General features: G+C 59.7%; 14 protein-coding genes. 2 read left to right on the top strand and 12 right to left on the bottom strand.

Annotation, left to right across the window (positions count from 1 at the left end):
* From AC3WTO_RS26465 to AC3WTO_RS26445, 5 genes are all read right to left on the bottom strand, one after another.
* A partial coding sequence (locus AC3WTO_RS26465) for a hypothetical protein (RefSeq protein ID WP_492463921.1) occupies positions 1-440 on the bottom strand: 440 nt, incomplete at its 3' end.
* Between the two features lie 154 nt (positions 441-594).
* Positions 595-1,602 carry a FecR family protein gene (locus AC3WTO_RS26460; RefSeq protein ID WP_492463920.1) on the bottom strand — a complete coding sequence of 336 codons (1,008 nt, stop codon included), beginning with the start codon at positions 1,600-1,602 and terminating at the stop codon, positions 595-597.
* Positions 1,603-1,702: 100 nt separating this feature from the next.
* The gene (locus tag AC3WTO_RS26455; protein ID WP_492463919.1) at positions 1,703-2,218 is read right to left on the bottom strand and encodes an RNA polymerase sigma factor; all 516 of its coding nucleotides are present in this window, start codon (positions 2,216-2,218) and stop codon (positions 1,703-1,705) included.
* On the bottom strand, positions 2,215-2,817 hold the full coding sequence (locus AC3WTO_RS26450) for an STN domain-containing protein (protein ID WP_492463918.1): 603 nt from the start codon (positions 2,815-2,817) through the stop codon (positions 2,215-2,217). The genes AC3WTO_RS26455 and AC3WTO_RS26450 overlap by 4 nt, the downstream gene beginning before the upstream one ends.
* A gap of 490 nt (positions 2,818-3,307) precedes the next feature.
* The gene (locus tag AC3WTO_RS26445) at positions 3,308-3,871 is read right to left on the bottom strand and encodes a TetR/AcrR family transcriptional regulator (protein ID WP_492463917.1); all 564 of its coding nucleotides are present in this window, start codon (positions 3,869-3,871) and stop codon (positions 3,308-3,310) included.
* A gap of 88 nt (positions 3,872-3,959) precedes the next feature.
* Between AC3WTO_RS26445 and AC3WTO_RS26440 the strand changes: the two genes are divergently transcribed.
* Together AC3WTO_RS26440 and AC3WTO_RS26435 are read left to right on the top strand one after the other, a co-directional pair.
* Complete coding sequence (locus tag AC3WTO_RS26440; protein WP_492463916.1) at positions 3,960-5,411, top strand: amidase; 1,452 nt, start codon at positions 3,960-3,962, stop codon at positions 5,409-5,411.
* Positions 5,412-5,575: 164 nt separating this feature from the next.
* The gene (locus tag AC3WTO_RS26435; protein ID WP_492463915.1) at positions 5,576-6,025 is read left to right on the top strand and encodes a GNAT family N-acetyltransferase; all 450 of its coding nucleotides are present in this window, start codon (positions 5,576-5,578) and stop codon (positions 6,023-6,025) included.
* A 522-nt stretch (positions 6,026-6,547) separates the two neighbouring features.
* Here AC3WTO_RS26435 and AC3WTO_RS26430 read toward each other — a convergent pair.
* The 7 genes from AC3WTO_RS26430 to AC3WTO_RS26400 form a co-directional block, all read right to left on the bottom strand.
* The gene (locus tag AC3WTO_RS26430; RefSeq protein WP_492463914.1) at positions 6,548-7,873 is read right to left on the bottom strand and encodes a hypothetical protein; all 1,326 of its coding nucleotides are present in this window, start codon (positions 7,871-7,873) and stop codon (positions 6,548-6,550) included.
* Positions 7,870-7,995 (bottom strand): hypothetical protein, encoded by a 126-nt coding sequence (locus tag AC3WTO_RS26425; protein WP_492463913.1) that lies wholly within the window; start codon positions 7,993-7,995, stop codon positions 7,870-7,872. Before AC3WTO_RS26425 ends, AC3WTO_RS26430 begins: the two co-directional genes overlap by 4 nt.
* A complete protein-coding gene (locus AC3WTO_RS26420; protein ID WP_492463912.1) occupies positions 7,995-8,771 on the bottom strand; it encodes an HNH endonuclease in 777 nt (258 codons plus the stop codon). Before AC3WTO_RS26420 ends, AC3WTO_RS26425 begins: the two co-directional genes overlap by 1 nt.
* The gene (locus tag AC3WTO_RS26415; RefSeq protein WP_492463911.1) at positions 8,768-10,627 is read right to left on the bottom strand and encodes a chromosome segregation protein SMC; all 1,860 of its coding nucleotides are present in this window, start codon (positions 10,625-10,627) and stop codon (positions 8,768-8,770) included. Before AC3WTO_RS26415 ends, AC3WTO_RS26420 begins: the two co-directional genes overlap by 4 nt.
* 106 nt (positions 10,628-10,733) lie before the next feature.
* Positions 10,734-15,551: an Eco57I restriction-modification methylase domain-containing protein gene (locus tag AC3WTO_RS26410; protein ID WP_492463910.1), complete on the bottom strand. Its 4,818-nt coding sequence runs from the start codon at positions 15,549-15,551 to the stop codon at positions 10,734-10,736.
* Positions 15,551-18,337, bottom strand: a complete 2,787-nt coding sequence (locus AC3WTO_RS26405; protein WP_492463909.1) for a DEAD/DEAH box helicase — start codon at positions 18,335-18,337, stop codon at positions 15,551-15,553. Before AC3WTO_RS26405 ends, AC3WTO_RS26410 begins: the two co-directional genes overlap by 1 nt.
* Positions 18,337-23,484 (bottom strand): DEAD/DEAH box helicase, encoded by a 5,148-nt coding sequence (locus tag AC3WTO_RS26400; protein WP_492463908.1) that lies wholly within the window; start codon positions 23,482-23,484, stop codon positions 18,337-18,339. Before AC3WTO_RS26400 ends, AC3WTO_RS26405 begins: the two co-directional genes overlap by 1 nt.
* Between the last annotated feature and the right edge of the window lie 28 nt (positions 23,485-23,512).

The following is a 23,512-nucleotide window of genomic DNA, read 5'->3' as shown; positions in this document are numbered from 1 at the left end:
GTCGGCAGGTCGGCGCCCTTCCACAGTTCCCGGTTCACGTTGCCGTTGGAACCGATGACGCCGGTGCCGATCTGCAGGCCGCCGGGCCGCAGGCCGTTGGGCACGACCTGCGGCATAGCCTGCAGCGCGGCCCGCGCTGCTTCGCGGGCGGCTTGTTGGGTCGCCTGTTCGGCCTGGATGGAGAGCGTCGCCCGCTTCAGTGCGTTGGCGTTCTCACGCGCCGCGCGCGCTGCCTCCTGCGATCCGGACTGCGCAGCCGCAAGCGCTGCCGCAGACGGCGCAGGCGCCGTACCGCCAAGCTCGAGGGCCAGCCCCTGCGGACCCGAAAGCAGCAGCGCGGCCAGGCTGACACCGGCAAGCAGCGCCATATGACGAGCGCTGCGCCCAGGCATCCTGGAAAGAGAGGCGGCGGCAATCGAAGGGGCGGAGCAAATGGACATGGCGACTCCTTCAGTCGTGTATGGGCAACCGGCACGCAGCAAGATGTCGCCACCACCTTGGGGCAACAGGGTCTCACTGCTAAGACGGAATCCGGAGAGGTCGTCGCCACGCCCCTTGGAAGTTTTTTTGTAATTTGCGGTCCGCGAGCGCGAGTCAGCTCAGCAACACGATTCCGCCCGGCAGATGCTGAAGCTTCGCGCCGAACACGCGCTCCAGTGCCAACAAGGCATCGTCCATCTGGTCGATGCGAAAAAGGCCGCTGAGCGGCTTTTGCCCAAGCGACGCGCTCATCAAAATGACGTGGCCGGGCCGGTAGCGATTGATTTCGTCTATCGCCTCGATGAGCGGCGTCGCGCGGAATTCGACGATGCCGCGGTGCCACTCCGAGGCGGTCTCCGGATTGACGACCGCAATCTGGCTCAATCCGTCATGATCATAACGCACCCGCTGCCCCGGCTGCAGATCCACCACATCGGCACCACGCTCGATCCTCACCGCACCTTCGAAACAGGTCACGGTGACGGATAACCGCTCGCCCGTTGTCGTACAGCGCACATCGAACCGGCCGGATTCGACAATTGTCCTGCCGTCGCCAGCCAGGACCATGAGCGATCGTGCCACGCGCGCCGATGTTGCGAATGACGCCTCGCCGGCGACCAGCTCAATGCGGTCCTGCGAGCCTTCGGCGGGACGGATAGCAAGGCTTGTCTGCGTGTTCAGGTTGATCGCCACGTCGCCGGCGAAGGTAACGTGGCGCTGCTCGCCAGTGGCCGTACGATAGTCTGCTCGCATTTCCGCGAGCGACGGCCACAGTCCGAGTGGCGGATTGGTGACGCCGTAGGCGAACGCGGCGGCAAGGGCCGCGACACCGCCGCCCAACGCTGCGCGACGCGTCATTGTCTTTTCCCGGGTTCGCTGTCGCAACGCTTTCAGCCGGTCGGGGAAGCTCTCATCAGGCTTGAACAGATCCTGGCCGGTGGCGCCGGCCGCATGCCACAGATGCTTCGCCGCGACGAAGGCGGTTTCATGCCGGGGGCTTAGCGCGCGCCAGTGCTCCAGCGCTGCGACGTCCTCCGGCGTCGCATCTCCTGACGAGAGCTTTCGCAGCCAGTCGAGGGCTGCGAGTTCGATCGCGTCCAGACCGGGATGTGCCTTGCTCATGTCAATCCTGTGCCTTGCGCTGTTCCTTGCCGTCGGACGGCAGGCCGCGATTGAAGGAGATTTACCCCTAAGACGCTTCTTGACGACCTAAAGGCCACGCTCAACCCCTCAATTCTTTCATCCGCACCAGGCAATGCTGGAGCGCCAGGCCGATCTCCTTGGTGGCGAGCTGGCGGGAGATGCCGAGACAATCCGCAATCTCCTGATGGGACATGTTGCCTATCCGCGCCGCCATGAAGATTTCCCGGCGGCGCTCGGGAAGCTCGTCGACGATCGCCTTGAACGCCCTGAGGTCAGAGCGGGCCAGGACGGTTTGCTCCGGCGTCGGCGCATCGTCGGCCAGACCAAGCAGGCTATCGATCTCGATCGGCGATATGCGTTGTCGTCGTTCCGTCCGGCGATGATCCTGCGCCACGTTGAACGCGATCCGGTAGAGATAATTGTCCGGACTCTTGACGGGACCAACCGATTCCACGCGCGCCAGGCGCAACCAGGTGTCCTGCATCGCATCGCTGGCGTGATCGACCGAGCCAAGACGCTTTGCCAAACGCGCTTTGATGTCGTCATAGCGATCGAGAAACATGCGGCGCATGATGGTCAGGGCGTTCTCGGTCATGGCCGATCACACCCCCGCGTGACACCCGGCCCTTGCGGGACGATCAGGATGATGACCGGCTGCTGGAAACCGGGCGGCGGCGCATTGTTGAGCTGCACACGGCGCAAGGCCGCATCGATCTCATGATCGCTCTGCGGCGTGCCGGTGGAGCCAATGCGCCGGGACTTCACAACAGCACCATCCGGTGCGATCCAGAGCTTGGCGGTGAAGCGGTAGCGGCCCGGATGCGCACCCTGCGTATCGCAAAGAGCATCGGTAATGCCGGCCTGGATCAGTCCATAGTAACGCAGATGCTCTGGCGACGACGTTTGCCGTGCTTGCTGACTGGCCGGCACCGGCACCAGCACGAAAGTCTTGCCGGTGACGAGTTCGGCCTTGAGGCCGGTGCCGACGAGGAGCTTGTTCAGCGCCTCGTCCGGCGCAAATACGCCTCGCACCTCGCTGGAGAGACGGCCGGATGCAAGGTTCGCGTCGTAGAGCACGTCGTGTCCGGTGGCATTGCCATAGCGGCTGATTGCGGCACCGAGCGGCTGGATCGGAATATTGAGTTCGACCTGCTCGTTCGCCAGCTTTGTTTGCGCAGGGGCTGGATCGACCATTGCGGCCACACTTGCCGCGACCAGTGCGCATGCTCCAAGAACCGACCAAGGTGACGACCGCCTTACAGCCGGCGCCGCCGCACGCATCAGCCTCGCACAGTCTGGTTTAGCGTCGGCTACTGCCGATCGAAGCATCGCAACTGTCCCCGCTCGTGCAGATTAGGACAGTGATCAGCCTCGAAGCGCCACGAGCTGCCCGCCGCCGGCAAAAATTGCGCGCCAGCGCACGCCCCAAACGGACGCTTTGGTCAGGCTAGTGAGGCAATGTTACCGTTTGACGACAGGCTGCCGCTTGCCCAGCCTATGGCCGCTTCGGCGATGTCGAGCGGAACTGCTCGCGCCGCTCGCGAAATCCACCAGCATCCCGTATCAAATCCCTCATTTCCTATGACGATACTTTTGAAAATGGGGGCAACACTATGGGGAAGGTCCGTCAGAACGCACGAAAGGCCGTCCGCGGCAGCCACCTCGCCCTGCCAGGAAGGCAGGATCATTTTCGTTCTGAAAGCATCTCGCGTGTTAGCGTCGCCAAGGATTTTTCGACAGCAGGAAGACTGCCGTTCTGGGCCGCGACCTGAGCCCCTTCCAACATAAACGTAATTTTTGCCGCGGCAGTATTCGGATCGGACAAGCCTGCCTTCCTGCACAAGGCCTTCAACCGCTCAACCTGATCCAGCTTGTGGTGCCGGATCTTCTGGCGCAACGGATGCTCCGGGTCCGGGACTTCTGCGATGGTGTTCACAAATGGACATCCCCGATGGGAAATGGCGGGGAGCCCTTCCAATACATGGTTTACCCATTTCCGGAGCTGGGCATGCGGATCGTCTGGATGAAGACGTTCGATCTCGTCCAGGACCCCGCGATATTTCGCAATCGTCGCGGTCAACCAATCATCAACAAGCACATCCCTCGAAGAGAAGTGGCGATAGACCCCCATCTTCGTAGTCTCCGCCGCCACGGCGATCGCATCGACCGAAACGTGTTGAATTCCCCTTTCATCGAAAAGCCGGAAGGCCGCTTCGATAATGCGTTGCCGTAGTGGCTGCTTCTTCATTGTGGACACCATTTCGATTCCAGCTCTATTGACAATAGATACCACGCGGTATCATTGATACCAATGGGTATCATTTTGGAGTTTTGCAATGGAACTGCGTGACTATGTGTCTTACGACGCGCTCGGTCTGGCCGAGCTGATTGGCAAGCGAGCTGTCACTGCCGATGAGGTGATCAATGCGGGCCACCGGGCGGTAGAGCGCGTCAATTCTGCGATCAACGCTGTTGTCGAGACGTGGACCGACGAAGTTCCAGCCTGCTCGCAAGACCAAAAGAGTGGCGAGCAGTTTGCGGGCGTTCCGTTTCTCGTCAAGGATCTTGGCATCACCCGCGCCGGTCGGCCCAATGAGCTGGGCAGTCGTCTTGCCAAGGGCCTCGTTGCGGCTTCCGACTCGACTTTAATGTCCCGCTTCCGTGAAGCGGGTCTTGTCCCGATCGGCAGAACCACCACACCGGAGTTCGCGATCAGCACGACAACGGAAGGTGTCGCTACCGGCGCTACGCGTAATCCATGGGCGCTGGAGCGTAGCGCTGGCGGATCGAGTGGCGGGGCTGGCGCCGCCGTCGCGGCAGGTATCGTCCCTCTAGCTCATGCAACTGATGGCGGCGGCAGCATCCGCGTTCCCGCATCCGTCAACGGCCTGTTTGGGCTGAAACCTACACGAGGCCGCGTGTCCAATGGACCTGCTGTCGATGAAGTCTGGAGCGGCCTTGCAGTCCAGCTCGGTGTTAGCCGAACGGTCAGAGACAGCGCTGCACTGCTGGATGCTGTCCAAGGCGGGGGCGTTGGCGAACCTTACTACACTGCGGCACCGCAGGGGAGCTTCCTGTCTAAAGTCGAGCAAGATCCTGGCAGGCTCAAGATCGGTTTCATGCCAAACCCCTTGAACGGAGTTCGTACCTCCGCTCCTGTTGCGGCTGCGTTGGGAGGTGTAGCGCAGCTGTGCCAGCAACTTGGTCATGATGTCGAGGATGTGACGCTCGACGTTGGTGTCTCCTGGGAGGCCTTTGTGTTCGCCAATACCCAACTCTTTACGGTGAACACCACAGCCTGGATCGATGCCGTTTCTGCCGCCGTGGGCCGTGGTGCGACAGCCGATTATCTCGAACCCGCGACCATGGCCGTCTACACATATGGGCGCAAGGTCAGCGGCCTGGACCTTCTCGGTGCGCTTGATGTCAGGAACAGGGTCGCGCGGGCAATCGGCGCATATTTTGAAACGTTTGACATCTTGTTGACACCCACCCTGCCGCAATTGCCATCGTTGATTGGCACTTACAATCAAGGGCAGAGCGAACTCGACGGGCCAGGTTGGGTCGACAAGGTATTCAGCAATTCGCCCTTCACGGCTCTGGCAAATGTATCCGGTATCCCCGCCATGTCGGTACCGCTGTCGACCGATCCTGTGACCGGCTTGCCTGTCGGGTCGCAATTTTTTGCCGGGTTTGGCCGCGAGGACTTGTTGTTCAGCCTGGCAGGTCAGCTTGAGCGCGCACAGCCGTGGATAGACCGACGGCCAACCGTTTGGGCGGGTGCCTGACCAGCGATGGCAGCGCCGCAAGAGTGATCCAATTGCAATGGCCGTGAACCTTGAGTTGCATCCGTCCAGTTTTTCGCGAAGCTTCAAAACGGCTCCTCAGGACTTCGCGGTAGTTGCAACAAATCCCGCGAACGAGCCCTGCCAATTTTACGGAGCGCTATCAGATGTTTTCTCTTCGCCATGGACGACCCGATGATCTACCCACCATCTACCGGCTGGAGCGATTGTACATCGAGACTATGGAGCCACTGCAATTGCAGAAATGGCTCTCCGCTCTTGAGCAACATTTAAAACAGTGGGTGGATGATCTCCCCCGGACAATCACGGCAGAAGAACTTGATCAACCCCTCGGTTATTTATTCTGGGAACGAGAAGGCGACACAGCGATACTCGCTTCCATCAACGTTGACCCTGGCTACAGACGGAGGGGAATAGCAGCTGCCCTCCTTGTCAGGTTTGAACATGAAGCAGCGGTGGCTGGGTGCCTTGATTTGGAGTTGGGCTGCCTGCCGCAGAATCCCGCTCGCCGCTTATATGAGTCTTTAGGATACATTTATGATCGGGAGGAAACGCCCTATGTGGTCCTGCGCAAGAAAATCCTTGCGCCCAAATAAGGATCATCAACCGCGATTATCTCTGTTTAGACGAGATGACGGGTCACATTGACAACAACGGATAGAATAGACGCGAACCTCACTTGGTTTAGAGATCGTCATCCAGTTCTTCGTCTACCAACAAACGGCTGGGCTGGGATGATACGCAGCGACACGGGGTAAGAAAAATAATCCTTACCAATCAACGGTGTCATACGATTTTGACACGGAGCGAGATGGTCTGAAACGACCTTAATTCACTCCCACTCGATTGTTCTAAACCCAGCTAGGCCATTGATCTAGCTGGGTTTTTTATCGTCTCCCGCACCGAAAGCCGACCCTCGGGCCGTCAAAATCTTACGGTGTTGATTTTAAAGGGAAAATCGCACGAAAATATTTTTGTGCGGTTTCGGTATCTATCGAGGACGATCGCCTTTCAGGACCCATTTTCGGTGACGCGGATGGGTCTCGCTGAGAACCAAGAAAGTACCGTCAAGAACTCATAGCATAGTGCGCGATGCGACGCGACCCACCGCAGCATCGTCATCCAAGCGTCATCCCTCCATCTGGCGACCAGACAACAACATCGCGCGGCCGCCCTCGGAAAGGCTCGCCCAGCAGGGCCAATCCGTCGCGAAAAAGCGCATACTGGTAAGAATCGTCGGCGTCGGCCCTGGCAATGCGATCTCCCGCGGAGAGCGCAAAGCCTGTCGGCTCGACAGTTGGCAGCCTCATCGTTGCCGGCAGCGCCGTCCCTCGATCGCGGATCGCATTGCTCAGTGCATTTAAGAATTCGGCTCCCGCCTTCTCCTCGATTACGAACCAGCCGAAGTCAGAACCAGGGTGATGCGATGGCGACAATTGTGCGCGCCAAGCAAGTCGCCACCACTCAGGATGATCGAAGAAATCCTCGATCCACCATGATGGCCCGCCTGGCCGCAAAAGCCATCGCGGCGCCGCCAAATAGGTTCGACCCGCATAGCCAAATCGAAGAAACGGAACGTCATGTCGCTCCGGAGCTGGGGAATCTGGCAAGCGGATCCAGTCGATCCAATTCGTTACCTCCGGCGCGCCCATCAAGAGAAAGTTCGAGCGATGGGTCGCAAGAGCCATCGGCGCCGGCGTGCCTTCGGGTATCGCGCCTCCCTGCGGGTCACTTGGCGGTAGAGTTCGTTTTCGTGGCTTCGAGATCCGCGTCTCCGATACGGCCAGGAAGCTCCCCGCTACCGTCGGCTTCGCGCCGAATGCAATCGAATAGCCATGGATGACCTCACCGAACGGCGACGGCTTCGCGACAAAGGGCTTTACCTGCTTGATGTATTTTCTCTTCGCCGCATTCGCTATCTTGGCAGCGCTCGCATCTTTGGCGAACGAACCGTGCGCCTCAGCGAGCACAACACCGTGGCCGGACGCGTTGCCACCTTCGTAAATGAAATCCGCATGAGGATCGAGCGACGACGAGAGGCACGCTGCGTTCGCTCGCCATGCGTAGCCGAGAGCATCCATGTAGAGGTGGGCAATGCCGGCGCCGACCTTGGCCGCAAACTGCGACCCGGCGGTATCCGCGAGGAATTTGAAATGAGATTCGAGCGCAAAGGCCGATCCATCCTGGAGCAAAGTCTCCAGTTCGATCAGTGCGCTTTGCTGCAATCCGTCGAGTAGGGCAACGGGTGCATCATCCCAAGTCGTCGCCGTCCTGGCGATGGCGGCGGCCAAGGCAATCGAGTTGAAAGACAGGGCCGACTGCGTCGGCGGCGCCACAAAATACGGCGAAACCGGGCTTGGTACGTGGCCGTGCTTCGTATGCTTGGTCAAAGCAATCAGCTTGGTCGACGTCCCCAGTCCGGCTGTCGACACAGGCCCGCTCATTCCTTGAACTCCGCAGGCTGCGCGGCGGTGCCGGCATGGTTCAGCGGGGGCTCCAGCGCCGTCAGCAGATCTTCGAAGTCCAACCCACCCCCCTCATGCAGGCTCGGAGCGCCTGCCGCCATCAATTCCGGATCCAAACGTGGTTACGATGATGGGCCAAGTAAGGCCGATGCTCATCGCGCAACGGCAGCCTCGGCGCTTTACCTAAGGACAGGGCTTCAAGCGCAGCACCCTCCAAAAAAGCAGAAGTCAAAACCAATCCATCGTCATCAAATGTCACCAGCCCGGCATCGAATGCAGCGTCCCACAGGGCGGACAGCAGAAGTCCGTTATGCACGTCGAGTCGCTGCGCGTCGCTCGTGCAATCGGACCATGGGATCATGTGCGAGGCCCTCAGCAGCGCAGGACTTGAAATTCCACTCAACGGGCAGGTTCCGTTCCAGTATTCCATCAGGGCATCGCGAAAGATGTTCTGTCCGATCCTGAATTTTTGTGCGCGTTCCCCTTCAGTCTCGCCGAGAGACGCCACGGCGCTTTCGAATTTCTCAAGAGGAAAGTTGGGCAAGCTAACTGACAGGCGGTACACCGCTTGGACTCCGGTATGCAGCTCATCACGCGTGGCAAATATGAAGGCCCCTGCATGACCTTTGGCCCAGGGAGTTGCAGCTTGAGCGTCCAACGCTCGCACCACTCCTGGCAACATCAAGGACAGAAAGAACGGACCGGAGGCGCTCGCGGCGGCCAGTCCGATCTCTCCCGGCGCACTGGCTGATCGGAAAAAGATCCATCCACCGGCCTCTTCAGGACCAATGCGGTAGCCATGCTCGTTCGCGGCGTCGCGCAGCTCAGAGAGAAGGACGAATGGATAAGCTGCAAGACGCCCTTCCGTGCTGGTCATAGGTCGACCCCGAGCAAGCGCTGCGCGGGCGGATCGCCATGTAATTTTAGCTGCAGGTACGGACGTTCCCTGAACTCGGTTGGAGGCGCCGTTGTTGTCGTTACGATGTACTGAAACAGTGGCTTTCCGCCGACACGCTCTAAGTCCTGAACGATATCAAAGAGCCGTCCATAAATTGACAAGCCAAGGTCGGCCTCACGCGGGCTGTCGTGAAGCAGAAATGAAGGCACACGCGTCGCGCCTTCGATACTCACGCACATCGCAGCGAGGTCGAAAGCCAGAACCTTCAGAGAGTCGATCGCGGCTGTCCTGCGGTCGCCTCCCATGTCTACCGAGAGATCAAGCCCATTCCCGCTAAGGGTGATCCGCCCCTTTGCGTCGTGGCCGACCAACCGCCGGACGATGGGGTCGAACTTCTCGCTCATGCGTCCGAAAACGCGTGCTTGTTTGTCACGAAACGCGCCTAGCCGCTCCCTCTCGGTCTCGAGTTTTGTACCCAATTCGCGCAGACGCTTGATACCCGCCTCCTGCGTCTCGAAGAGTTCGGCAAGGCGCTCAACATCATCCTGGAGCCTGCGGGCGCCGTACCAAGTGGACTCTCGGGCATCGCGGGCTTTCTCGATGTTCGTGACGTGATCGACGGATCGATCAAAGCGCTGCTTGGCCAGAGCAATCTGGGGCAAGAGCTGCGTCTGCTCTTGCCGCAGATCCCCAACTCGCTTCGCTTGGGCGTCGTGATCCGCCTGTCGTTGATTCCAACGCTGCCGGCAGGCGTCTGCATCAGGAATTTTGTGCGAGAGCTTGCATCCCTCTGCTAAGGCCCGGTCGATGGGGACTTCACATATTGGGCAGATCGGGCTTTCGGCCTCGACTTTCGAATAGGAAAGTCCCGGCAACTCCCCGCGTATCATCGCCAATGTGCGTTCTTCAGCGGGTATCAGAGCGCTGATCCGGATACGTTCGCCGTCGAGGCGCGCCCATTCATTTCTCGCGGACTCTCGTTGCTCGCGTGCTGCGACGAGCTCAGCGTCGCCGCCAGTTGGAACCTTGCTTGCCGATGCCAAGCGCGCGCTGGCGGACCTGCGCATGACGTCAATGAGCAATGGCATCTCGGGGAGCGACTGACTCTCAAGGTCGAGACCCGTAACGAGCCGCGTTTGCGTGCGTTCGATTTCCCACCGGCGATGGCCAATCTCTTGGTCCAGGACCCGGCGCTGTTCGCTGAGGCTATTCACTTCACCACGCGTGGCTTGTTCCTCAGGCGTGATCGCCATCAGAAATGAACGGAGCGCCTCAAGCCTTGGTCCCTTCTCCTGCCCGCTGGCGGGCATTGGTGAGTCGGAGTCCGACGTCGGCGACCGCCAGTCCAGGACATCGTCAAATCGACACTCCTGGTCCCGCGTGAGCCAAGCGAGCGCGATCGGCCAAATCGCTCCGCTCGCCTGCGGGCGAACCAACTGGGCAAGGGCAGTAGTAATGATTTGCTGGTCTATCGCTTCGATGAACGGCTCCATTCCCGTTGAAGCGCCTTCACCAGCGGCGATCTCGTCGAGATTTCCACCCGGAACAGCCATATGTCTGCGGCGCAGGCCGAGCGGGCGCACGATTGCCCAGCAGACTCCATCAAGCACGACCTCGGCACCTACGATACCATTCAGGAATGCAGTGCCGATCCGATCACGCTGTGGCTCGGTGGCGAAGCGATCCTCGCCAAGGCAATAGCGGATAAGCCGGCAGAAAAGCGTTTTGCCACTACCATGCCCGACGGCATTTGTTTGACCCGCCAAAGCGGCATCATCTGCTCCATCAGGTGACCAAACGATGTTCAGGCCGGGGCGAAGCTCGATGTCCCGCACCTTCTCCCCACCGGGCTCTTTCCATATGACAAGTCGTCGAACCCAAAGCCGCGGCCCTTCCGACCCTTCAGCGGGGCTTACCGTCAGAAGCTGCGGGTCGAGAAGGTCAGGCTGCTGCGGCATTGATCACCCACTGCTGTATGTCAGCGGGCAGCGAATCCACCGCCGCGTCTAGGTTGATGTTCTCCAGAGCACCGAACACGAAGCCTGCACGACCGTCAGGCCATCCGGAAGTGTCGATGGCGTCCAAACCGGGGCCAGATGCCCATGTCCCGTGCTGGAGATCCTCAACCAGTCGTCCGTTGCCGCGGTGGTTTCGCAGAGCGGCGCCCCACGCTGTGTTGTTCCTCGCGACGAATGTCGCGACATTGCCGGCAAGGGGATTGGCTTCCGCCCCTACCAGGCGCTGCCATTCCGCCGCCTTGGCAGTCGACAGGAGCGGAGCAAGTAGGCGCGGCTCGATGGCGAAAGCGGCGACAAGACGTACATCACGGATTGGCTTAGGACCGCCCATTGTCTTTAGAATCGCAGCCAAGACGGCGCCAACATCGCCTGGCTGCGATTGCGCCGTCCGAGCCCAGGCGTTGTCGGGTAAGGTATCTACAAGCAGCCTTGCACGAGATGTTCGAAGCTCGATCGGATTCGCCACTAAATGCGCATTAGACAGCCGATCGTAGGCGTCAAGCACGAGACGCTGAGTACGAAATTCGTTAAAGCAACGCTCTTCATTGGCTTTAAGCACACGAAAAGTCTCTGAGGGATAATCTCTACCCTTCGCGTCGCCTGGATCGAGCACATACCTCAGTTCGTCTCGAGAGAGGCCGTATTTAAGCGCATAGAAAGCATCGAGCTCTGCTCGCAAATCCATGCGGCGATCTTCATGCCAACCGAACGCCGGTCCATCATACCCGAGATCCTCGGCCCAAGGACGCATCGCATGACTTGTATACGAGAGTTCCAATACCCGTTGAGCCACAAAGTCCACGTGCTGGGATGAGAACGACGAGGGCGGAAGGACTGGAAACTGCTGAACGAAGTAGAAGCTAAGATTAGTTCCACCGACTTTCTGCCTTGCTGCGAAGTCCGCTGTTAAGGACGAGGCGTTGGCTAACAATACAGCGGCCACCTTCGGATCGGCGACAACCGTGTTCCATAGAAAGATACTATCGCCTACGCCGACCTTGGGCAGGACGCTCGGTATCCACGTTCTCTCGTCCGCAGTCCTGGCATTTCTGCGCCATCCCATGAGCCAACGTGGCTGTTTGCGAGTAAGTAGCGCAGCGGCAAGAGCGAGCGGATCACGCGAACCGTGACTCAGGAACTCGATATCTTCGGCAGTCAGCGGCGTTTCTCGCTGCATCTCCCTTCCGTTCCCAATCGTTTTTATTTCCATTGCGAAGCGATCGGCAGAGCTTCCTAAGATTGATCGCCAACTGTGGTGACCCAATATCCGCGCTAGCTCGGATTCATGGAGTCTCTCCCCACTCGCGGCCCAATATCCCACCAACCATTCTGTAAGGCTCTTAAGGACGCGATCCGCATTACCCTCCCGAAAGCCTCGCTTGAGGCTCGCAGGAACCCGAGCCAGGCCAACCCTCACATGCTCCTCTGGTACCCAATAACGTGGCGTGGTCTCGAAGTTTGGATTCTGTTTCTCAGCCGGCGTACAATCCCGGGCCCCCTCCTCGTCATCAACCGATCCGCCGGCATAGGTTGCCCAGCGGTGATCGAAAAGATGAGTCATCTTAGCTTCGTAGAGCGGAACACGACGTTCGCTTGGAGGGCCGCCGCGGCGAATCCAATCCGCTCCGTCGCGAATCCAACCTTCAGCTTCCAAGGCCTGCGCGGTCGCAAATAGATGCGAGTCGTTGGACATATGGAATAGCGTTTGGAACGTGATCCCCCATGGGTTCGCATCGCCGCCGCTCTCTTCACTCCGTTGTTCGATTAGCACCGGCGCTCGAACATAGAGCTTTGCCGTTATGTCTGCATCCGCACGCGACCGAAATACAGGTGCCGTCCTTGTGTTCGGATTTATACGAGCGATCTGACTAGATGTGAGTTTGAAACTCCGTCGAGGGTCATCGATGTCTTCAATATTCTCGATATCAAAGCAAAAGTCGGCGGCTCCCTCAGCCTCACCGATCATCAAGATACAGAACGCCTTCCGATCGTCTGTACCTTTGAACCAGCGCCGAATCTCGTAGAAGCTCAGAAGTTTCACCAAGCGGGAGCGCTCGACAAGCTCACCAAAGAAGGCCGAAGTCGAGAGATCAGTCGCAATGCCCGTAGGCACTATGACGCCGGCGAAGCCGCGCGCGTTGGTCAATTGAAAGAAAAGCTCAGCAAAAAGCGCATAAGTGTTGACATCGCCTTTCCCCGTGAGGGGATACCTGCCGGCCGTCCGAACAAACTCGCTGCTTGCCTCTGCTGTACGCTTGGCAAACTGAAAGTCGGCCCAAAGTTGGCCGTCAGGCGAATCTGGTTCAGCCTTCTCCAACTTCTTGATGAGCTTCTCACGCTCAGCCTTATTGCGAGCACCAGCGATGTCTGGTGAACGGGCTGCAAAGAACTCTTGCTCCTGTAGCTTTATGCGCTCCCAAGGCGGATTACCGATAACAACGTCAAACCCACGGCGGCCAGGGTCTGGGGCGTTGAAGATTCTTGGAAACTCGATGTGCCAGTGAAACGCGCGCACCACGTCAGAGGTCTTCCTCGCGCCATCCACTAGATGCTGGGGCACGTCCCGGCCTCCCGCCGCATTCCACACGTGTCCGGTGATTGGCAGATCGTCGAAACTCGACGCAGCTGAGGATTTGCGAGCAAAGTACGCAGCTGTATAAAGATAAGCTGCCACATAAAGATCGCTCGCCGACTTCAGTCGCTGCCAATCGAGCGATGCGCGCAATTCGTCAAATCCACGACTTTTCGCTTCTACCTGTCTCAGATCGTCCTCTGGTAGAGCGTGAAGTCTTTGGTCGGCGCGGGACAGGCTTTCCGGAGGCCGTAGTTCGGACAGCAAGCCAGTCGCGCCTTTGCCATCTCGCTGCTGCTTATTGTACCGTCCGTATGCTCTGGCGGTTTCCTTGTCATCGCCCGTAAGTGGCTTGTACGCCTCGTCAGGAACCCCTCTCTTCAACATTTCGATGTCAAAGACGCCGATAAGGCTGTCTCCACAGCGAATATTACTGTCGAGGAAAGTAAGCGGCTTACCGGGCTCTACGCTTTCGATCCACATGGCGACCTTAGCCAACTCCACGGCCATTGGATTGCGATCCACCCCGTGGATGCAGTGGCTAGCGACATCGCGCATGGCTGCTGGGTAGTCTGGCGCTTCACTGCTCCGCAGGAGCGCAACACGGCTTGCCATTCTGCGCGCCGCCCCAAGAAGAAAATGGCCGGAACCGCATGCTGGATCGATCACGGAAAGAGCGAGGATCGCCTCTGCACCGCCTTCGGCCTCGGCGCGTTCGAGAGCCGGATCGAGCACGCCATCAAGTAATGTCTGGACCAGGCCATCTGGCGTGTAATAGCTACCGCTCGTCTTTCGCGCGTTTCCGCGGGCCTCTGCACCGCCTACAAAGGAAAAACGACGACCGTTGTCTTCCCGGGTAGGCACCAGTTCAAGAAGACCCTCATAAACCGATCCCAACTCCTCCGTCGCCATGTCGCGCCAGTTGATGCGGAGGCGCCGGCCGTCCTCAACCAGCCAGCTCAGCTGGAATATCGCGCGCAGAAATGCTCGATTTGGCAGCTTCAAATTATCTAAGTCGGATGTTCGCCCTTGAGCAAAAAGCGCCCCGAGAGGCGGCAAGCCCAAGAGTTGCTCCCCCCGCTGCAATCCTCGGAAGACGATCTTGGCTGCTTCCCACGCATCATGATGATGGTCGTGCGCCGATCGCCGAGTAGAACGTTCCCTCATGTGATTGAAGCTGTAGGCAGAGGTGTACAGTTCTCGCGATGAGACCGATGCGTCGGGCGCATGAAGCAGATCACGATCCTCCGCCACAGCGAGAAAGATCAATCTATATACAATCCGCAAAAGCTGTTCGAACCACCCGTGGATGTCGAGAACACCATCATCCAATTTGCTGCGGAGCTCAGGGTTGGCATCGAGAAAGCCTTGCCCAAAGGCTAGCAACGCCTCCTCAACGTTCTCTCTAAGTCTCTCACGCGCGGCGGTGCCCGCTTTAAGTCCGCTTTCACGCCACCTTTCTAAGGCGCAGTCTACCGAAGAAGCCCCCTCGGCTCCAAAACGCGTTGCATGGATGAGTAGCCACGTTGCGGTGAAATCCGAGAACATCTCATCGCGGAAAATCGCGCCCAGGTCCGCTTCGATGTAGGTTGGGCGGGTGAAGCTGGCATTGTCCCGCATCAGACGGAGGCGGTCGCCAGCAAAGACCAGACCCCATAAGAACTCGGAGTTCGCGTTGAGCCAGTCTTGGAGCAACACGCTCGGCGAACGCCTCGGGATCGTGCCGCCATGATCGTCGCCAAGGTGCGGAAGCGATTTAGTGAACGCATCTGCTTCAGACAGAGGTGCGGCCACGACGACGGGCACCCTGCCGCCCTTTGCCTCAAGGGTGATACGATAAGTATGACCATCCTGCTGGTGAAGATTTGGGCCGTGAAGGCCTTCAAACCCGAACGCCTCCTCAAGCAGGCTCTTAACAAAGGCGGTGGTCTGAATCTCGGTCGGCGCTGCTAATCTGGCATATGCCTGCCAATGCGCTTGGCCGATCCTGAAATAACGCGTGATCTCATCACGCAGGTTCGTTCCTTTGGGGCAGCCGTATTCCGCGGCCGCTTTCTGGTCTGGAGCAGTGGCGGCGATCACTGCAACCTGATCGGGAGAGATCAATCCTCCCTCGATCGAGACGGCAGTGAGCCCGATATTGGCAGCGCGCTTGAGATGCCGGGCCATCACTCGCCCTCCGGTAGGAGGACATAGAGACCTATGACGTCCGCTGGCAAAACAGGAACGACCTCGACCGTCGCCCCGCCGCGCGCGGCTTCCGTCAGCCGAAGATGGTCGGCAGAAAGCGCCGCTCCGCGTTCGGCTGCGAAGGCCTCTATCGCCGATTGGTAGCTCACCAGTCGTTCGTGAGCTCTCTGGAGCTGACGCGCGGCGGCGAGTTCATCAAGATTTCCGGCCGCCTCCGCCTCGAGAAGCTCAAGGGCAGAATGTCCGTCGAGAATCGGCGCCGGAGCCAATCCGCCGAACGCGATCCCCGTCGCTTCCTCAGCCAACAGCAGGCGGTTTGTACGGCCGCTGGTGATGAGCTTGAAACGAAGGCGCAACAGCATCAGTGTTGTCATCTGGGCGACGGCGCGGGTACGCCAGGCGCCGCACCGGCCAAGAGGACGGAATGCTGCCCCTTCCGGATCTAGCGCCCCCTCGGCCAAGCTTTCTGCCAAACTTGCAACCAGGGCGTGGACACGCCCGAGGTGCGTCACCCCCGGCGCCGGATCATCCTCAAAGCCAACCCTTCGCGTCCCACGCAGACCGCGCGCTTCCAAGCGTTCCTTGATGGCGTCAGGCATCGCATCCAGATGCACTAGATGATGTTGACCGGCCTCCTGCAGTGGCGCACCGGCGCGCTTCAAAGCACGTTCCGTGAAGCGCGCCACTTCGGTAGGGCCGCCGTTCAGCGCGCGCATCTGCCGCCACTCCGGCAGCACCTCATCGGGTTTCAGCGCACCTTGCGCATAGCGCGCGCGGCTTGCTTTCGCGTTTTCCTCAGCGTCGCGCCATTTGCTGTCGAGGCGCTCGCTCGAAAGGCCGAAATCGAAAGCCAACTGCTTTCGGTGTCCGCCGGCGCGAAGCAAGAGTGCTTGCATGAGCGCGGAGGTCACGCCTTCGCTGTCTTCGGGCATCGGAACCGAAATGCCCGTCGCCTTACGAATGGCGTCCGCTTTCCGCAAGATGACCTGCAAGACTGCGCCATCGATCGCACTGTTGTCGCCGAAGATCGTCACGGAGCGGACGACCGGCGAACGCTGACCAAATCGATCTACACGCCCTTCGCGCTGCTGATGACGGGTCGGATTCCAGCTCAGATCGTAATGTACGACGGCATCGAACAGCGCTTGCAAATTGATGCCCTCGGACAGGCAGTCCGTCGCGACCAGGATTCGGCTCTCGGAGTTTTCAAGCCGATCGATGCGAGTCCGCCGCTCTTCAGGCGGCAGGCGTCCTGTCACGACTGCCACGTCAGCCTTTGGCCAGGCGCGCTTGATCTCTTCGCCCAGCGCCTCCGCCGTTGCGATGAACCGGCAGAAGATGACCGATTTGGCTCCTTCCTGAAGCAGCCCTTTTAGAACCTTCAGCAGCCGTGCCACCTTGGGATCCTCGCCACGGCGGCGATCAAGGGTCTCTGCGATCGCGATCAGCTCGGCGAGTTCACCACGCTCTTCGGCGCTCGCGCTGGCCGTGCCGGGCTCCACGTCGCCTTGGTCGAGCAGGCCTTCATCTTCGTCGAAGACAACGGGCTGCATCGCCTCTTCGTCCGCCACTCCGGACAGGCGATTGCGCAGTGCATTTATTGCAGCCGCCGGCGAGGAGCCGACACATCGCATGAGCGCGAGCGTCCCCCAGAAAGCGAGCCGTCGACTGCGCTGGTCAGCACCAGCGCGCTGCGTAACAGCGAGACAATAATCCAGAACGCGATCATGGAAGGCGCCGAACTCGCCGCTGAGACTGAAAGGCTCATCCTTCACCTGGTGAACAGGGAAAGTCCGTTTCTCGTGCCAACCGGACTCCGTGATATCGGGTCGGCGCCGCTGGACATAATGTTGAGCGAGGCGGCGTGCATATCGCATGCGCGCATTCTCATCGCCTTGGGGACCTCCCGCGAAGTCCAGGCTAATGAGGCCCAGCAGACGATCGAACGCCGCTTCATCACCACTGTGCGGCGTTGCCGTCAGCAGCAGCATGTGGCGTTCCTCATCGGAGGCGAGGCGTTCGAGAAGCTCGAAACGCTGATGTCTGCCGCGATCTCCGCCGATGCAGGCATGCGCTTCATCAACGATCACAAGGGACGGGCACGCCCGGGCAAATTCGTCGCGGCGGCTATCAGCCTTGATATAGTCGAGGCTGACGACAGTGTGCGGATAGGCTTCAAATAGGCTTTGAGCCGCAGGAAGACCACGCTCTAGGCTGCGCGCCCTGGCCGAGGTCACGGCCACGGCGTCAATGTCGAACTTCTCTGCAAGCTCACTCACCCATTGCTCGACGAGATGGGGCGGACACAGCACGGAGAAGCGGTCGATCAGGCCACGGTCGAGCATCTCGCGAACGATCAATCCCGCCTCGATCGTCTTGCCGATCCCCACATCGTCGGCGATCAGCAACCGCACCACCGGCAGCTTCAAAGCCATCATCAGCGGCACGAGCTGATAGGCGCGCGGCTCCACGCCGAGATGCGCAGCGCTCCGGAACGGGCCTGCGCCTCGGCGAAGCGACAGACGCAGCGCATCCGCTAGCAACCGCGCACCGTCCTGGGTGTCTCGCCGCTCGGGTGTTGGTGGTGCAAATCGCGCAGGCCTGACGGGATTGACTTCAAGCGCTAGCGCAATCCGTTGCGCATCGGCCTCCGAACCCGACAAGGGCCGCACATTGAGGATGTCATCATCCGGGGACGGAAGGACGACCCACTCGCGTCCCCGCGCCTCGACAAGATCTCCCGGTGAAAATTTGACCGCTTCCACTACGCCGCCCCCAACAACTCAACCAATTCCCTCGGCGCAGCCTCGCCAGGCACCTCCGGAAGCTCGACGACATCCACCCCCAAATCGGCGCATGCCGCAGCAAGCCTGTCCGGTACACGACCTGACACCGCGAGCACCTGAAAGCTTGGCCAATAGAGCTCGTATAAAGTGCCGTCGACCTTGCGCGGGGATGGTGCTGGTAATCCCCAACGGCCTATCGCACTAAGCCAGCCGCTTGCGGCCTCCACTGGCTCTGCCTGCACGGCCTCAGGCTCTGCAAGCTGGCAGAGGAAGGCCGTGACCTCCGCGTCGCGACGATCGATCAGATTATGGTCGGGCTGGTTGAAGTAGGAGAGCAGGCAGCGGTAACAGCCAGCGACACAAGCATCCGACCGCTCCTTGAGGCCAGTCCCATCCGGCGCGAATTCATAGTGCATGAGATCCAGCGCCTGACGGGCAATCTCCGCCGTTCGGCGCGGATCGGAGACAAGGCGGTTCAGAACACCTGCTCCCCCCTCGGTCGCCTCGTAAAGCAGGATTGCCTTGCGGTCCTCGCGCGCAGGCAACGGCTCGCCTAAGAGTTCGCCTTCTTCAAGCTCGGCAACAATCTGAATGCCTCGCAGAAGAGCGTGCTGCAGGGTTGCCATCTGCCGCTCGTCAAAATTTGCAAGCGGCCGTACCAGAAGCGCGTTCTTATGGTCCTCGACGATCGGCACGATCCGCTGCGACTTCGGAATCGTGACATCCATGTCATCATCATCCCCACCGTTGAGCGTATCCTTTACCCATCGGCCTGACGTCGGATCGATGCAGAACCCGTTTATCGACTTGGACTTCCGACGGCGAAGTCCCTTGTTGACGCGCGATAGCTTCGCGCGCGCGCCATAATCGAGAAGCAGCAACGGCCCTGCTTCCGAACGCAAGGTGAGCGTGCGGATATCGGGAACGCCCTTTTCGAATTGCCACTGGAAAACGGTCTGGATCTCAAAGCCTCGCCTTTGCCGGTCTTCATCATTCGCCGTGATCCGAGACGACGGCGCGGTTTCGACATTGTCGATCCGATAGACATTGTCGAGCCGATCCACACCGGCCAACGACGCGCCGCACGCGTGGCATCGCTCGAGCTTGTCATCAGTGTGAGCCGCTCCGCACTCGCCGCACAGGATGAGGCTGGTGGTTGCCAGCTTGCCATCGTCGAGGCGACCGTGCGCCGGCAGCTTCGCTCGGACAACCCGGTAGGCGCGCCCCTCGTGATAAATCAGGCTGTTGGGACCGAACTCGGAAATGGCGAGAAAACGCGGCCTTTGCAGCACGGCCGCACGTTTGGTCGCAGGGATGAAAGCATAGAGCGGGAGACGCGGGAAGTTGTATCCCGGCAGAAATCCCTCGGTCGCCAGATATCGATAAGTGTAAAAATCGGAGCCGTTCGAAGCCTGTCCGCGCTCGAGCATGTCAAGTTCTTCAGTCGCCCGGAAATGACGGCGCGCAGCCTCTTTGCGTTCGCCCGGTTTGAAGGACGTCTTCTGCTGGATTTGATGCGCCTCATCCTGCTCTCGGCGTGCGCTTCGATAGAGTTCACGCCACCGATTGAAGCTGCCTGCGAAATTCTGCGCAGCTTCACGGTTGGTTTCATCGACGAAGGCGTCGATATCGGCCAGCCACGGCGCGTCGGCCAACTCGACCGCGCTGACAGTCTGATCAAGAAGGCGGCGCATCGTAGGCTTTGCGGCTCCGCTTGCGGCAAGCTTTTCGAACGCCGCTTGGATTGGATCGGAGATCGGCATCTCCGGTGTTGCCATGTTCAAGTTTTCAGGGATGGCTGGCTTCAGCGGCACCACGGCTGCCGCCAGCCATTCCGCATAGAGGTGGCTCCGCAGCAGATCGCGATTGGCAAGATCGAGGGCTGGCGGTTTCACCACGCCCGCGACAAGTCCCTGCCGATTGTTGAAGTAATATTGGTCGTGAGGGGACTGCGCAGCACAATAGGTGACGACCAGCGCTGCTTGACCACTGCGGCCAGCACGGCCGGCTCGCTGCACGTAATTTGCCGGTGTTGGCGGTGCATTCCGGAGAAAGACAGCGTTCAGCGCACTGATATCGACGCCGAGTTCCATGGTCGGAGAACAGAAGAGCGCCGGAAGGAAACTGGCGGGTTCGCCTTCCTGGCGCATTTCGTCCCGATTCTGGGCGATCCTTTCGATATCTGACTTCCCGAACCGAAACCGATCTTCGCGCCAAGCACGAACTTTTTGATCGACTTGGGCAGTGTGCTCCCGAGCCTCGAAGGCGAAGGGCAAGTTACCTTCCTGCCCAAGCATCTCGGCGACATCCTCGTAGAGCGCACGGAAAAATGGATTTTCGCGTTTCCCGTCGGCCCTCTTGATGGCTGGAAAGAGGCGCAAGGCGGTCGACGACAGGCGCCACGCAGGAGCTTCTCCGCCGGTGACCACCCGCCGGACGACCTGGTGGTTTTCGGCCGCACGCAGGAGCGTGGCGATCACATCGTCATACTCTTTGACTGGAAGCGGCTCCCCCCACAGATCCTTGCTGCGCAGGGCCTTACCCAACGCCGTCCGCCAGCCGGCTCGTACAATCAGTACATCTTCCGCCGCGCTGATCTCCGCCTTGCTCGGCGGATCAATCATCAGGAATCCGGCCTGCCGCAGTTCCTGTTCTTCGTTTTGATCGATCAGCCAGGGATCGCGCAGGTGATTTCTGGACGTCTCGGCGACCTGCAATATTCGCTGGCGATCCAACGCTTCGGTGGCAATCGCAAGGCCGCGACGCATATAGTCGAAAAGCAGCGTGAAGAGCCGGGCTCGCAATTGGGGCGTGCTGGCCGCCAGCCGCTGATTACCAGCGAACTCTTCGTCGTCGCCCGCCAGTTCACCCAGTCCGGGAAACCGCACCTCCACGAGGCCTGCTTCTTCGAGATTAGGATTTGTGAAGCGCCAACCCTTCCGAAGATCCGCCCATACACGATGTGCCAAGATCGACGTCAGCACTTCCTCGGCGGCCTGCCGGTTGTGGAATCCCTTTACGCGCGGATCGGCCATCCAATCGGAGAGCCGCTCGGACTCCTCCAAATCGAAACCAAGCGCCTTGCGAACAGCCTCCCCGAACCGAACGTCGGCGAGGCCCTTCTCACCTGCGTCCCGCACGGCACGTAAGATACCGCCACGGAGCAAGCTGACGAAAATGAAGTCGTTGAAATGCCCCGCCTGCAGGGCCGCATCTTGCCGATTGTCTGTGAAGCCCAGCAGCTTGCGGGTGCTTTCCTCAAGCGTTCCGTCGGCCTCCATCCAAGCCAGGATTGTCGAGACGATCAGCGTCGTCGCCGAACTACGGCCTTCAGCCGACAGGCCCGCAAGCTTGTTGATGTCGCGTGCCTGTTGAGGCGGCTGATGGCGGCAATGGGGGCAGAAACGATATTTGCCGCTGAAGAACCAGGCTGGCACCCCATCATCGCCGAGCGATCCATCAGGCTTCACAAAAAGAATTTGCCCCTCATGCTTGCCGCGGTGCCCTCCTTTAAGGCGTTCCTGGCCTGCCGGCGTGGTCTCCTGCCAATCGTCCGGATAGTCAGCGACAGCGCCGCCGAACTGAAAGTCGGCATTGACCGCGGGAATTAGGAAGCCGGTTCGCGAGCCGTCTGGTTCTGGGTCTTCACTCGCCGGCTCGTCGATAGCCCGCGCAAGAACCCGGAAACCATCGAGCGCATTATCAATGCGGACGCTATGATGTTCTTGGCCACATTCTCGGCAAAAGAAGACCGGATATAAGCGCGCATTCGGATCGGAGGGATGAAAGACCTGCCCCTCCAACACGACACGCCGGCCGTTGGCAGATTCGATCGTTGCGTAGGCATGCCCCGCTCCGGAAATAAAGCGATGAAGCTTGAACGCCAGAAATGCACGATCGCTGATGCCGCCGCGAAGGTCTTCGCGACGCCCCATCAAAGACAGCATCCCGGCAAGAGCGTTCCTGCATTCCCCAGAGGGAATCTTCGTCTGGGCTGCTAGTTTGGAGGTCGCGTCGCTCAACGTCATCGGGGGGCGACGACGCAGTTTTTCGCCTTCAGCAAGTCCAATCTCGGTCTCGATCCAGCAGGCGAGCGGATTGCTGTACAACTCCTTGTCGCTGAGGCCTGTGGGAATTGGCGCCCGGACGGCATCTACCAGTGACGCTCCTAGACTCGTACTGTTGATACGAGGATCCGTCGCCCGGGCAAGATTTTCGTCGATGATCGAGGCCGGGCTCAGTTCTTCCCCGAAAATGAGCTTGCCGACACGAGCAACGGCACTTGCTCGCTCGACCTCATCCTGCGCGCTCGACATCGTCGCCGAGGTGCCGATGCAGAGCAGCTTGCCCTCTTTGACGAGGCGGTCCTTGACGCGCCGCACTAGCATCGCAACGTCTGCGCCCTGTCGGCCGCGATAGGTGTGTAATTCGTCAAGCACCAGGAAATCCAAGCCGCCTGCATTGGCGATGACAGCGCGATCGAGCTCGTCCTGACGCGTCATGAGCAGTTCGAGCATCATGAAGTTCGTGAGCAAGATATCGGGCTTGGCCTTGGCGATGGCCTGTCGCTCCGCATCGCTTTCCTGGCCCGTGTAGCGACCAAAGGTCGGGCGTAATTCCTCTTCGAGTCCCGAGCCGCCGATGAACTTTTCAAGCTCTTCAAGTTGGCTGTTGGCCAACGCGTTCATGGGATAAATGATAATCGCGCGCGTCCGCTGCGCCTCGCCTGCGCGCCGCGCGCGCACGACTGCATTCACGATCGGCAGGAAGAAGCAGAGCGATTTTCCGGACCCTGTACCGGTTGTAACGATGAAACTCTCACCATTGCGCGCTTTCGCGACAGCACGCTCCTGGTGGCGGTGAAGCTTGATCGGCGCCCGGTCAGGACCGCTGGCGAATATCTTGCTGAGAGCCGGATCCAACACACCTTGAGCGACAAGCTGATCGATAGAATGACCGGCCTCGAAATGCGGATTGATGGTAATGAGGGGCTCTGGCCAAAAACGCTGTTCATTATATGCAGCATCGACCTGAGCGCGAATTTCCGGCGCATGGATCTCCGAAAAGGAGCGCGCGAACGATTCGTATCGCTCTATCAACGCCTGATCGAGATCGAATATATCCACGACGCCCCCTCTTCAGTCATCTCCAAAA

This window comes from Mesorhizobium sp. EU05-FHT14A09, from assembly GCF_058790995.1.
This window is presented reverse-complemented; position numbering and strand designations above follow the sequence as displayed.

Excerpts from the sequence above, each read along its gene's own strand:
- AC3WTO_RS26440 (WP_492463916.1), top strand. The coding sequence starts at position 3,960 with ATGGAACTGCGTGACTATGTGTCTTACGACGCGCTCGGTCTGGCCGAG.
- AC3WTO_RS26445 (WP_492463917.1), bottom strand. The coding sequence starts at position 3,871 with ATGAAGAAGCAGCCACTACGGCAACGCATTATCGAAGCGGCCTTCCGG.
- AC3WTO_RS26450 (WP_492463918.1), bottom strand. The coding sequence starts at position 2,817 with ATGGTCGATCCAGCCCCTGCGCAAACAAAGCTGGCGAACGAGCAGGTC.
- AC3WTO_RS26410 (WP_492463910.1), bottom strand. The coding sequence starts at position 15,551 with ATGGCCCGGCATCTCAAGCGCGCTGCCAATATCGGGCTCACTGCCGTC.
- AC3WTO_RS26425 (WP_492463913.1), bottom strand. The coding sequence starts at position 7,995 with ATGGCGGCAGGCGCTCCGAGCCTGCATGAGGGGGGTGGGTTGGACTTC.
- AC3WTO_RS26455 (WP_492463919.1), bottom strand. The coding sequence starts at position 2,218 with ATGACCGAGAACGCCCTGACCATCATGCGCCGCATGTTTCTCGATCGC.
- AC3WTO_RS26460 (WP_492463920.1), bottom strand. The coding sequence starts at position 1,602 with ATGAGCAAGGCACATCCCGGTCTGGACGCGATCGAACTCGCAGCCCTC.
- AC3WTO_RS26430 (WP_492463914.1), bottom strand. The coding sequence starts at position 7,873 with ATGAGCGGGCCTGTGTCGACAGCCGGACTGGGGACGTCGACCAAGCTG.
- AC3WTO_RS26420 (WP_492463912.1), bottom strand. The coding sequence starts at position 8,771 with ATGACCAGCACGGAAGGGCGTCTTGCAGCTTATCCATTCGTCCTTCTC.
- AC3WTO_RS26435 (WP_492463915.1), top strand. The coding sequence starts at position 5,576 with ATGTTTTCTCTTCGCCATGGACGACCCGATGATCTACCCACCATCTAC.